The sequence below is a fragment of the Micromonospora sp. NPDC049051 genome (assembly GCF_043197575.1).
Taxonomy (GTDB): Bacteria; Actinomycetota; Actinomycetes; order Mycobacteriales; family Micromonosporaceae; genus Micromonospora.
This window is the reverse complement of sequence record NZ_JBICTL010000001.1, coordinates 1,359,303-1,371,406: the sequence shown is the minus strand read 5'-3', so window position 1 is coordinate 1,371,406 and position 12,104 is coordinate 1,359,303. Positions and strand designations below refer to the sequence as shown.

At 65.6% G+C, this 12,104-nt stretch carries 9 protein-coding genes; 4 read left to right on the top strand and 5 right to left on the bottom strand.

What is annotated here, in order from left to right:
* Positions 1-6: 6 nt before the first annotated feature.
* The 3 genes from ACGFIR_RS06490 to ACGFIR_RS06480 all read right to left on the bottom strand — a co-directional run bounded on the left by ACGFIR_RS06490 (position 7) and on the right by ACGFIR_RS06480 (position 3,613).
* Positions 7-546 (bottom strand): hypothetical protein, encoded by a 540-nt coding sequence (locus ACGFIR_RS06490; protein WP_393143485.1) that lies wholly within the window; start codon positions 544-546, stop codon positions 7-9.
* Positions 547-698: 152 nt separating this feature from the next.
* Positions 699-3,239: a trypsin-like peptidase domain-containing protein gene (locus ACGFIR_RS06485; RefSeq protein ID WP_393143483.1), complete on the bottom strand. Its 2,541-nt coding sequence runs from the start codon at positions 3,237-3,239 to the stop codon at positions 699-701.
* Positions 3,239-3,613: a CU044_2847 family protein gene (locus ACGFIR_RS06480; RefSeq protein ID WP_393143481.1), complete on the bottom strand. Its 375-nt coding sequence runs from the start codon at positions 3,611-3,613 to the stop codon at positions 3,239-3,241. The genes ACGFIR_RS06485 and ACGFIR_RS06480 overlap by 1 nt, the downstream gene beginning before the upstream one ends.
* A gap of 477 nt (positions 3,614-4,090) precedes the next feature.
* Here ACGFIR_RS06480 and ACGFIR_RS06475 point away from each other — a divergent pair, with 477 nt between their 5' ends.
* From ACGFIR_RS06475 to ACGFIR_RS06460, 4 genes are all read left to right on the top strand, one after another.
* A complete protein-coding gene (locus ACGFIR_RS06475) occupies positions 4,091-7,165 on the top strand; it encodes a DUF3427 domain-containing protein (RefSeq protein ID WP_393143479.1) in 3,075 nt (1,024 codons plus the stop codon).
* Between the two features lie 359 nt (positions 7,166-7,524).
* Positions 7,525-8,277 carry a hypothetical protein gene (locus tag ACGFIR_RS06470; RefSeq protein WP_393143477.1) on the top strand — a complete coding sequence of 251 codons (753 nt, stop codon included), beginning with the start codon at positions 7,525-7,527 and terminating at the stop codon, positions 8,275-8,277.
* A 103-nt stretch (positions 8,278-8,380) separates the two neighbouring features.
* Positions 8,381-8,833 (top strand): macro domain-containing protein, encoded by a 453-nt coding sequence (locus ACGFIR_RS06465; RefSeq protein ID WP_393143475.1) that lies wholly within the window; start codon positions 8,381-8,383, stop codon positions 8,831-8,833.
* 145 nt (positions 8,834-8,978) lie between these two features.
* Positions 8,979-9,473, top strand: a complete 495-nt coding sequence (locus tag ACGFIR_RS06460) for a hypothetical protein (protein ID WP_393143473.1) — start codon at positions 8,979-8,981, stop codon at positions 9,471-9,473.
* A 65-nt stretch (positions 9,474-9,538) separates the two neighbouring features.
* Here ACGFIR_RS06460 and ACGFIR_RS06455 read toward each other — a convergent pair whose 3' ends face one another.
* Both ACGFIR_RS06455 and ACGFIR_RS06450 read right to left on the bottom strand, forming a co-directional pair.
* Positions 9,539-10,714, bottom strand: coding sequence for an aminoglycoside phosphotransferase family protein (locus ACGFIR_RS06455; RefSeq protein WP_393143471.1), 1,176 nt, complete (start codon positions 10,712-10,714; stop codon positions 9,539-9,541).
* Between the two features lie 104 nt (positions 10,715-10,818).
* A complete protein-coding gene (locus ACGFIR_RS06450; RefSeq protein WP_393143469.1) occupies positions 10,819-12,051 on the bottom strand; it encodes a multidrug effflux MFS transporter in 1,233 nt (410 codons plus the stop codon).
* Between the last annotated feature and the right edge of the window lie 53 nt (positions 12,052-12,104).

Sequence of the window (12,104 nt, the reverse complement as noted above, 5' to 3'; positions counted from 1 at the left end):
TATCCCTTATTTGCCACAATCATCGAATTCGGCCTCCCCTGGAATACCATACCTGGAAGCCATCTTTTTATCCATTCGATGAATTGCATCAACAAGCACTCTCAGCGCTACCGAAGCCGCTTCCTCCGTTTTGAAGTTGCTAGCTAGCGAACTCCAAGCAGCCATCAAAGGGCCCCACCAGGCCTCCGCCGATTTCAGCAAGGCCGACAGCTGCCAGGCTTCCCGAATAAGATTTTCATCAATATTAACGTCCGGTTGTGCCTCAACACGTGAGATTACAAAGAGTGACGGTTCCGCATAGAGGGAGTCCTTCAACATCCGAAGACGAGCCAAGCGAGCCCTATCAGCTCTGATCCGAACGGCCGCCTGCCGCGCTTCTTCCCCCGAACTTACAGCGAAGCGCGCCAAGAGCTGGTCGTAACAGCCGTTGGAGCATGATCTGGGCAACCCAAAATCAGCATTCAAAAGAGCCGCTAACCGCGCAGTTTCGTCAGCATCACACTTCTTGGCCACGACTTCGCAAGCTTCGCGGATGTCTCGATCCACTAGAGCTTCTAGGCTAACGTGTCGAGTGCGGCCGATTCGGTACTCAACTTCCGGAGTAATGCTAAAGAATTGTCCCTCGGTTGCTGACTCAATCCGGAGAGGATCGCTGAAGAGAAGACGCCGCCTTCTTCTTAACAAGATCCGCAATGCCGTCATCCGGCTTCAGCCGCAGAATAACCCGGAACCAACGACAGCTTGAGCCGAGACGAAAGGTCAAGCATGGGATTTAGACCTAGAGCAAAATCATCAAATATCTTAGGTAGAGTCAGCAGCGACGCAAGAGCGCCTTCTTTTTCTATTGCCTCCGCCATGTGATCCAAGACACTGTTGTAAGTCGAGCTATCCTCGGCCGCGCCGGCTAGGAACGAAACTAGAGCGGAATGACCCAAGGGGTTTGAGAAGAGCGCCACGACGACAGGATCGACAGAAACGTCTTCCTCGCGCAGATTTAGGAACCACCTGGCCGCACCCTGATTTTTGAGGATTGCCAGACAAGCCAAAATAGAGGAAAAGCGACGCGGAGACAGCCTAAGCCAATCAACAACAGTGTCTGAGAAGGCAGGGATAGCCTTCGCGACACATGCGAATGCCCTTACAAGTTGTTCATGCACGTGTGGTGGCGTCTTTGTCGAATCAGCCACCCGCTGCAACCGCCTAAGGGCAATAGCGCTTTGGGTATTAATAAAGTGATGTTGCGCTGCCTGGATTACCACAGATTGCATTTCCACCTGGGTGGCCCAGTAATAGAGCAGCCTCTCACACTCTCGGCGCATGTGTCCATCTCCGAGTGCCGCAACAAGCACACTCACCAGCATATCCGCGTGACCTTGAATGAGAGCCTTCCGCAAGGCACCCCTAATAAACTCAACATCTTGATTGCGAACAACCAGGTCGGTCAGCCAATCCTCCGCCAACCGCGAAGAATCTGCCGAGGCAGCGCCACCGATCAACCATTTCACTATGGACGGACGAAGCTCGGAGTAATTTTCCCAGACATATCGCACTGTGGCTGCTGCGAGACTTGGACGCGGGAAACGGACAACCTCCCCTTGTACGACTTCCGCCGATATTCCAGCAAAACGGCCTCGCAATCCCGGCCGCGCGAATACTTCGATCAGCGGCTCCTGCGAAGAATTCTCAGAATCCACGCCACCAAGCAACGCCATCAACCTGCGGGCTTCGGCCTCAATCCTACTAAGCCGAGAAGGTTGCTTAAAAGCCAGGACGAGCATTAGGCATCTATCCTCGGCCGACAACGGGGAATATGATTCTTGACGCCCTTCACCTTGGCCTTGGCGCTTCATGGATAGCGGCCGACCGCCAAAGAGAACATCTAGAAGTTCGTGATGATCATCGATCGCATTCGCGATCAGATCGATAAGCTTTGCGTTATCAGCGTCTTCGGTCCCGTCTGCAAGTGCGCGCATTACGTCCACAGCCTGTATAGCCTGAACAGCATTACGACCGAGCAGGTGGCGCCTAACGGCTTCGGAGCTAACCACTTCCGTTAGACGAGGGTAATCGATCTCCACATAGCGCTTAACGAGATCGACCGGATTCGGCGGGTCCATTAAACGCACATGGTGAAGATGTGGTGCTACGTGGAAACCTCCCCCCGTCCAGACATTATCCCCAGCAGTTATAACCATCCTAGATTGAAGGCTTCCTAGCTCTTCGCCGAAACTCTGCAAGTCATTAATGAAAGCATTGCTCGGACGGTCATGCTGTGGATCTCGCAGATTCAGAATATAGGCCCGCCAAGGATCAGCTGGCAAGGCTGATGTTCGGGGCGTTTCCCACTCATCGGGTTCTAATCCGATCAGGCGCATTCTGGCGTCCAGCGTAGTTGCCAGGAGCCTTTGCGCGAAGGTGGTGGTACCGACGCCGGGTGGCCCAGATATGACGACGACCTTTCCCGTTTGCAGGGCAGCCCTTGCCTCCTGCCATGGTCGATCCCACAAGGGAGGGTCAATGAAGTAGGCATTTTCCAATACGATCGCTCGGTCAACAGGCTCTTCGACTAGCGCTACTTGGTCCGAGCGCCGCTTTGGCCGCTCCTTCGTCTGCACAGCAACGCTGACGGCGCTAGGCAGGAGTCGCAGAAGGTCCTCTGACCGGGCGAACCACACCCGTCCAGGCGACCACGACGTTCCGCTTTCATATCGTTCGATCAGTACACCAATTACAGCGCCATCAGCTCGAATTACCGGGCAGCCACTCATCCCCGGTTCGGTATTACGCGCGGTTCCAGATCCACGAAGTCTCTGCTTGTGATCCTTTGTTAGGCCATCCCATTCGCCACGAGCATTAAGCCAGGGATAGGTTACTCGGTCGTACCCCTCAGTCATGCTGGCAATGCCAGTGAGTGAGAAGGGAGTTCCCAAGTCCTGATTATCCGACAAGGCAAAGTGACTAGTCGAGTCCGGAAGCGACTGGCCTGTCCTTAGGACCGCCAAATCGCTTTCTTGGTCAAACGCGTTCACCTCGGCTGGGAAAAACACATCCACTGCCGCGCCCAGCGGCGCGTACCATAATTGGTCACCCAATCTCGGTTCCCGCCCCAGAGCTTGACCAATAACATGCCAGGCAGTAACCAGGTATCCCATATCAACCTGGAAGCACGTTCCGACCGGAGCTCCATTAATATCAGTAATGCGTCCCAGGAAGGGAGGAATGCGATGCTCATCAACCACTACTCGCCCCCCAATTCCTTGGAGTCCGAAGATTGCTCTTCGCCCTGCTCGCTCTCGCCAATGCCATAGATTACTTTGACAGCCAAGCTCGCCTCGCCCGATCCGCGCGCGATGATTACATGCCCTTGGGCGGAGAATTTAACACCAATCTGGATCTCGATTTGAGTAGGTCTAGCGGACTTGACCGCCACACTTCTACCCGCCTTAATTGCCGCCTCAGCTAGCCGACCTACAACCGACTCAGCTTGTGCAAATAAATCCTGAACTCGTTCCACCCCTCTACCGACTCCGGTGGGTCTCGACCCAGGAAGACTTTCGACCTCCACTAGAACAGTTTCCCCGTCCAGATCGAACGGGACCAGCGTAACAGCCATCTTCCATCCTCTTGCTTGAATGGGCGACGGCGATGCCGCCACTAGCCCTAGACAACCCGAAATGCTAAACGTTCTCTCGCTGACGCCTGCCTTGCACGGAGTAATTAGGCGGCCCTAGACAAGGAGCCAAGGTTCAAGCTATACATGTGCCAGATATAGCGCCTTCCATGCAAGTATCCGTCCGACACAGGGCGCCCACTCAAGCCCTGCGAACACGACGGGTGCGCTTACCGATCCATCGCGCGATAAACCTATGCCCTCCTTGCAGTAACCCGATGGAGCCTAAGATAGAGACCAGATAGGCTTTCCGTAAATCTCAGAGCCGCCGAAACGTGCGGTCCATCCAAGCGTGACGACCGGAGCAGCCGTTCTACCCTGCCCCACAGCGATGCGGAATGGCCGTGTCATCTACCCGACAGTTCTCGCCGACGACTTTGAAGGGTGGCCCTGCGCTCAAAAGGTCTGTAGATTGCATACGTGGCGAATCTTGAACCGGGTATCTATGAGCACCTCATCACAGGCCATTTGATGGCTCCGGTTCAGCGAATCGATGCCACACGCATTGCATACTTAAGCATCGACAGTTCGTCCGCACATGATGTTCTTGCCCACCATATTTCGACGCTGGCACGTCGCGCGTTCAAATCAATTTCAGAAGGCAAGGACAGAGTTCGACGTCAGGTCGAAATTGCGAATCGCATCGCCGACTCGATCGCTGAGGTCAGTCCGCATGCAGTCAGTCCGCTCGACAATGTAACCGATGCAACGAACCTCCTGCACGCCATCGCTGCCCCACCCATCCCGCCCGCGCAACCAGCCTTCCCGCAGCGCCCCACCACCCCGCTCTCCACGGGCGCCCTGCTGGTCAACGGCCGCCACCAGCCCCGCATCGGCCACGAGGTCACCCACGAGATGGCCTCCGCAGAGCAGGTCGACCTGCTCTGCGCGTTCATCAAGTGGTACGGCCTGCGCATCGTCGAGCCCGCCATCCGCGAGCTGATCGCCCGGGGCGGCAAGCTGCGCGTCATCACCACCACCTACCTCGGCGCGACCGATCAGCGGGCCCTCGACCGGCTCGCCGAGCTAGGCGCCGAGATCAAGGTGTCCTACGAGACCAGGACCACCCGCCTGCACGCCAAGGCGTGGCTGTTCCGCCGGAACAACGGCATGACCACCGCATACGTCGGATCATCGAACCTGTCGAAGACGGCGCTGATCGACGGCGTGGAGTGGAACGTGCGCGTCTCCAACGTCGAGCAGCCGCACGTCATCGACACGTTCACCGCCACGTTCGAGGACTACTGGAACGACCCGGCGTTCGAGGACTACGACGCCAGCCGGGACGCCGAGCGGCTCCGCGACGCCCTCAGTGGGGAGCGGCGCGAGGACTCGCCGACGCAGATCGCCAACCTGGACGTGCGGCCGTACCCGTACCAGGCGGAGATCCTCGCCGACCTGGACGCCGAGCGGCAGGTGCACGGCCGGCACCGGAACCTGGTGGTGATGGCGACCGGCACCGGCAAAACGGTGGTCGCGGCGCTGGACTTCCGCCGCCTGCACCGCAAGGGCCAGGTCGACTCGCTGCTCTTCGTCGCCCACCAGGAGCAGATTCTTACCCAGAGCCTGGCGACGTTCCGGCAGGTCATGCTCGACGGCAGCTTCGGCGAAACGCTGGTCGGGGGCAAGACCCCGACCAGGTGGCGGCACGTCTTCGCCTCCATCCAGTCGCTGCACCGGCGGGAGATCGACCCCGAGGCGTACGACATGGTGATCGTCGACGAGTTCCATCACGCGGAGGCACCGACGTACGCCCGGCTGTTGGAGCGGCTTCGGCCGCGCGTACTGCTGGGGCTGACGGCGACCCCCGACCGGGCCGACGGTCGCGACGTGCGGCGGTGGTTCGACGGCCGCGTGGCGGTGGAGCTGCACCTGTGGGAGGCGTTGGAGCGGCAGTTGCTCGCGCCGTTCCAGTATTTCGGGCTGCACGACGACGTGGACCTGTCGCACCTGCGCTGGAAGCGCGGGCAGGGGTACGACCTGGGCGAACTGAGCGGCCTCTACACCGGCAACGACGCGCGGGCGCGGCTGGTGCTGAAGGCGGTACGCGACACGGTCGACGTGGATCGGATGCGGACGCTCGGGTTCTGCGTGAGCATCGCCCACGCCCGGTTCATGGCGGAGTGGTTCACCCGGCACGGCGTGCCGTCGGCGGCGGTGACCTCTCACGTGGATCGACTCGCCCAGCACGATCTGCTGCGGGAGTTCAAGGCCGGCAAGCTGCGGGTCCTCTTCACCGTGGACCTGTTCAACGAGGGCGTCGACCTGCCGATGGTCGACACGATCCTGATGCTGCGGCCCACCGAGAGCGCCACTATCTTCCTCCAGCAGCTCGGCCGGGGCCTGCGCCTGGACGACGACAAGCCCTGCCTGACGGTGCTCGACTTCATCGGCGGGCAGCACGCCAACTTCCGCTTCGACCTGCGCTGGCGGGCGCTGACCGGGGTCAGCCGCCGGGAGATCAGGGACGCCGTCGAGCAGGACTTCCCGTCGCTGCCCAGCGGATGCCACATCCAGTTGGACCCGGTCGCCCGCAAGGTCGTGCTCGACAACCTGCGCACCGTCATGCCGACGTCGAAGAACGGCCTGCTGGCGGAGCTGCGGCACCTCGGGGACGTCAGCCTCGCCGGGTTCCTGCGGGAGACCGGCGTGGAGATCGAGGACGTGTACCGGTCGGCGAGCATCGGCGGGTGGACCGGGCTGCGGCGGCTCGCCGGGCTGGAGTCGTCCACGCCGGGGCCGGACGACCGGGAGTTGGGCCGGGCCATCGGGCGGATGCTGCACATCGACGACCCGGACCGCCTCGATCTGCTGACCCGGGTGGCGGCGGGCCAGCGGCCGGACGCCGGGCGGCTCTGGGACATGCTGCACTTCGACCTGTGGGGGCCGAACGCGCCGCTGGCCTCGCGGGACGAGCGGCTGACGCGGCTCTGGGCGGAACCGGCCCGCTGCGCCGAGCTGCGGCAGGTGGCCGAGGTGCTGCGCGAGCGCATCCACCGGGTCACACCGAGCCCGCTGTCGGCGGAGGTGCCGCTGCGGGTGCACGCCCGCTACAGCCGCAACGAGGCGTGCGCTGCCTTCGGGATGCCGAACCCGGGATCGCTGCGGGAGGGGGTGAAGTGGCTTCCCGACGCCCAGGCTGACCTCTTCTTCGTCACCCTGGTCAAGTCGGAAGGGCACTACTCCCCCACCACCATGTACGCCGACCGGGCCATCACCGACAGCCTGTTCCAGTGGGAGTCGCAGAGCACCACGTCGTCGGCCTCGGCGACCGGCCAGCGCTACATCCACCACGCTTCGCGCGGCTCGACGGTGCACCTCTTCGTACGCGAGACCCGGGTCGCGGACCGCGACCTGGGCGCGCCGGCATACCTCTACGCCGGCCCGATGACCTACCGGGAGCACACCGGCGACCGGCCCATGCGCATCATCTGGCGACTGGCGCACGCCCTCCCCGCCGACGTGTACGCCACCGCCCGAACCATCGCCGCATGAACCTCGGTTCAGCGCCGAGCCAATTGGTTCGCCCCGAGCGAGGTTCCACCGATCGGCCGAATCAGCTCCCCTGTTCCCGCCGTCAATAACCTACGAAGTCGCTATTGCGTATGCGCAACTACTTGCCGGCAAGCCGGCGTTTGCCCTGCTAGGCGAAACAGCGGCTCCGGTTTCGGCACTCGACACGACGCCCTTTCCGAGCGAACTGGAGCAGGTGGGTGGAGCCGCAGTGTCACACACGCGACAGTCGGCGCGGGGCATTGCGGTGTAGCCAGCGGCCTCGATCGTCGCGTTGGCGAATCGCTTGCCCCGCCGTGCAATGCTGCCCATAGCTGACCTCACAAGATTGAGGTACGGGCATGGAGCTGCACAGAAGCCGGGCCCCACTGGTGGGCGGCGTCATCTTCGTGTCTTTCGGCGTTTTCCTGTTGCTGTGCAGTTCGGCTCCGGCCATCATCGCCTGGCTGTTCGGTGGCCTCGCGGTACTGGTCGGCGGGCTCCTGGTCGTCGGTGACTTCATGCCGTTCAGATGCCTCATCTGGGCCGAAGGGCTGACCCTGCAGGCTGCCGGACTCAACCGGTTGGTGCCGTGGGCCGAGATCGACGCCATCATCCTCGATGAGCCGATACCGTCCGATGCCCGCAAGACGACAATCTCCCGATCCTTGTTGCTGATACCGGCAGCCGGATCGACCATCGACCAACCACTCACCGCCAAGAGCCCTGTCGATGGACGGGCCGCCCTGTTCCTCTTCGATCTCGACGACGTGCAACAACCGGTCGACAAGGTGGCGGCGGTCCTCGCCCGCTTCGGAGGTGGCCGCTTCATAGATGTCCGGCAACTACGTCGAGAGCGGTTCGACTCACCCGAGTTCACCCTCGTCCCGCGCGGTTACGATCCGACGCAGGTGGATGAGCTGATCTGGAAGGGCCGGGACGCGCTGGTCTCGAACCTGACGCTCCGGCGTTACGCGGCCAAGATCGAGCTGGAGGAGGCGCGCGCCGCTCTTCCCCTTGCCACGCGCGGATACGACCCCGGACAGGTCGACGCGCTACTGGAGGAACTGTCGGCGGTGCTGGCACGTTGGGCTGAGGACACCAAACCCGAGTGAGGGCCGTCCCACCCCGCCAACCGACTCGTCCCGCTCCGGGTGCCTGCTGCACCCGAAGCACTCGCGAGTTTGGGTGTCACAGCCGAGTGGTAGCAACGGCTTCGTGATCAGCATTCGGCACGGCGACCTGCTCGACGCGGACGTCGAGGCGCTCGTCAATCCGGTCAACACCGTCGGGGTGATGGGCAAGGGGCTCGCCCTGGCCTTCAAGAGGGCCCACCCCGCGAACTTCACCGCGTACCGCGCCGCCTGCGCTGTCGGCACCGTCCGACTCGGGCAGGTGTTCGTGTACGACTCGGGCGCGCCGGGCCGGCACCGCTACGTCGTCAACTTCCCGACCAAGGGTCACTGGCGCTCGTCGTCCCGCCTCGCCGACATCGAAGCCGGGCTACCCGATCTGGTACGCGTCCTGCGCGACAACCGCATCGCCTCGGTGGCGGTGCCGGCGCTCGGCTGCGGCAACGGCGGCCTCGACTGGGCCGAGGTTCGTCCCCTGATCGAGGCGGCTCTCGCCGAACTGCCGAGCGTGCAGACGTTTCTGTACGAGCCCGGATGACCTGTCAGAGACCACCCGCGACGCCATGCGCCCTAACGGCAGCTGGTGCTGGCTGCGGCACTGCTGGTCTCGTCGCGGACTGGCGGCTGCCGTACCGCATTGGTGTTGCTTGCGTCTGGATGCCTCGGCGTCGGACAGTGCCCCCATGTCCTGGTTTCGCCGCCGCCGCTACTCCGTGCCAGGCGTGTCGCCGAGCAGCTCCCACAACGGCTGGGACGAGTACGACGGCTCTCGGCTGGCCGGCCGCCCGGCGGTCGCCTCGGCGCTGGAACGCGCGCCACGGCGGTTCGCCGACCTCGTCTCCTCCCCAGGTGACCCGGAGATGGCGCTCAGTCGTGAGGAGTTCCTGGCGGGCGTGACGGTGGGCACCGCCGACGGATCGTCGTGGACCGTGAGCCTCGCCGAGGAGCTGAAGGCCGTGGTCGACACCGGGCCCGACGTCGTCGACGAGGACATCCTGCTGGCGGCGCTCTCCGGACGACCCGAGGTGTCCGAGGCGCAGCACCCGGACCGGGAGGTCTTCGAGGTGGCTCTCGCCAGACCGTTGCGGGCCGACGAGGTGCTCGCCCTGGTCGTGGACGCCCTCTCGGCGGCGCATCGGCAGCTTGCCCAGCACCTGTGCATCGAGCCGCCCACCTGAGGCTTCTGCCCGGGAGCGCCTGCCCGACTACCGCCGTGGCCCGGCTGGCACAGCGGGAGAGGGCCTCAGGGGGCTGCGGGCGCGAGTACCTGCGCGAAGTAGGTGTCGACGTCGGCGGCGTGGTAGACCCGCTCGCTGGCCTCGATCCCGTCGAGGAACATCGCGTACACGGCCGCCATCCGCAGCGCCGCGACCGGCCGCAGCAGCTCCACGGCCCGCTCCGGCTCGCAGCCGGGCACCTCGGCCCGCCAGCGCGCGCACCACTCGGCGAGGACCGGGGCGGCGACGTCGTCCGCGAGCCCCTCGACCAGCCGCAGCGCGTCGAACGCCGGGTGTCCCACGAACGCGTCGCCCCAGTCGATGATCACGTGCCGTCCGGCGTCGGCGCGTACGTTGCCGGGGTGCAGGTCGCCGTGCACGAGGGTGTCCGGCAGCCCGCACCCGCGTACCTCGTCGAGCCGTTCCTCCAGGCCCGTCAGCAGCGACTGCACCGGCGAGGTGTCGTGGCCGACCAGCCGGTCCCGGATCCAGCCTGGCAGGGCGTCGGCGCGCAGGTCGGGTACGCCCGCGGCGACCAGGCTCGCCACGTCGGGGACGGAGCGCACCTGCACCGGGTGGAAGTCGGCGGCCATCGCCAGCCGCTCCTCGACGGGCGCGCCGTAGCGGTCCTCGCCGGGCACGTGCTCGATCAGCATCCGGCCGTCGCCGTCGTCGGCGAGCAGCGTGGACGTCCTGCCGGGCGCGGCCCGGCCGAGCCAGCGCAGCACGGCGGCCTCGTGCCGGAAGAACACCGGCACCTGCTTCAGCCAGGCCGTGCCGCCCGGGCCGTCGAGCCGCCACACCGCCGACAGGTTCCAGGTGCGCTGCTGGACGACGGTCTCCGCCGGTCGGCCGAGCCGCCGCAGCTCGGCCGTCGCCCACGCGAGGCTGCGCGCCGGGCCGCCGGGCTCGGCGTAGGGGGCGCGCAGCGGGTCCGCCGACAGGTCGAGCTCCGCCGGTACGAGCGGCGCGGCGGGCGGCCCGTCGACCTGTGCGAGGTACGTGACCGTGCCGCCCATCGGCAGCGGCGCGTCGCCGGTCAGCAGGCGGAGTACGGCCACCTCGACGCCGTACCGCCGGTGGGCCTCGGCCACCACGGGGCCGACCTCCTGCCACCAGGGCGACGGGACGTCGAACGGCGGCAGGGCGCCCAGCGGGGCGCCGGCGGCGTCGACCAGGACGAGGGTGACGGTGCGGGACACGCCGGCACGCTACCGCCGGCCGCCGCACTCCGGCGAGGGGTTAACCGCGGGGCCGGGCGAGGCTGCCAGTGCCGGCGGAGGCAGCGAGGCAATAAAGAGGGCCGTCAGGGGCGGCGGGTGCGGGCCAGGGTGCCGACGACGGTGAGGGAGGCGACCGCCGCCCCCGCCACCACCACGGCCATCGGGACGGCGCTGCCCTCGCCCCCCAGCCCGACCAGCGGCACGGCCGACGCCGCCACCAGGGACTGGATGGTGCCGACCAGTGCGGCGGCCGTACCGGCGTGGGCGGGGTGCCGGTCCAGGGCGAGCGCGGTGCCGTTCGGCATCACCATGCCGAGCGAGCCGACGAAGACGAAGAGCGCCACCGCCACCAGCGGCAGGCTGCCGAGCAACGCGCCGGCGAGCAGGACGGCGGTGGCCAGCAGGCCCACGCCCAGCGAACGCATCAGCAGGGTACGGGGCGGGAAGCGGTCCAGCAGGCGGGCGTTGAGCTGACCGGCGGCGACCAGGCCGAGCGCGTTGACGCCGAAGACGAGGCTGTACGCGCCGGCCGAGACGCCGAAGACGTCCTGGAAGACGAAGGACGACCCGGAGATGTAGGCGAACAGCGCGGCGAAGGCGAGGCCCTGCGCCAGCGCGTACCCCAGGAAGATCCGGTCGGTGAGGAGCGAGCGGCCGGCGGCGGCCGTGGCGGCGAGGCCGCCGGTGCTGCGCCGCGCGGCGGGCAGCGTCTCGGGCAGCCGCCACGCGACGGCGGCGGCGAGCAGCGCGCCGATCACGGCGAGGGCGACGAAGATGGCACGCCAGTCCCCGACGCGCAGCACCAGGCTGCCGAGGGCGGGCGCGGCCATCGGGGCGACGCCGAAGACGAGGGTGAGCCGGGAGAAGTACTTGGCGGCCTCGCGCCCGGAGTACAGGTCGCGGACGACGGCGCGGGCGACGACCACGCCCATGCCGCCGGCGAAGCCCTGCGCGAGCCGCGCCGCGGCCAGGGTCTCGGCCGTCGGCACGGCCGCGCACACCAGCGACAGCAGGGTGTACGCGGCGACGCCCACCAGCACGGGCCGGCGCCGCCCGAAACGGTCGCTGAGCGGGCCGGTGACGAACTGGCCGAGAGCCATGCCGATGAGGCACGCGGTCAGCGAGAGCTGGATCTGCGCCTGGCTGGCGGACAGGTCGCCGGTCATCGCCGGGAACGCCGGCAGGTAGGTGTCCAGGGAGAGCGGCCCGACCGAGGTGAGCACGCCGAGCAGCACCAGCAGGACGACGGCGGCCCGCCCGGTGGGCGGGGCGACGCGCTCGTCCGGGCGGACGGGCGGTGCGGTGGCGTACGGCATGCTGCTCCCTGGGCTGACGGCTCGGCCCGGATACGGTAGCTCTGACTACAGAG

Excerpts from the sequence above, each read along its gene's own strand:
- ACGFIR_RS06480 (WP_393143481.1), bottom strand. The coding sequence starts at position 3,613 with ATGGCTGTTACGCTGGTCCCGTTCGATCTGGACGGGGAAACTGTTCTA.
- ACGFIR_RS06470 (WP_393143477.1), top strand. The coding sequence starts at position 7,525 with ATGGAGCTGCACAGAAGCCGGGCCCCACTGGTGGGCGGCGTCATCTTC.
- ACGFIR_RS06460 (WP_393143473.1), top strand. The coding sequence starts at position 8,979 with ATGTCCTGGTTTCGCCGCCGCCGCTACTCCGTGCCAGGCGTGTCGCCG.
- ACGFIR_RS06450 (WP_393143469.1), bottom strand. The coding sequence starts at position 12,051 with ATGCCGTACGCCACCGCACCGCCCGTCCGCCCGGACGAGCGCGTCGCC.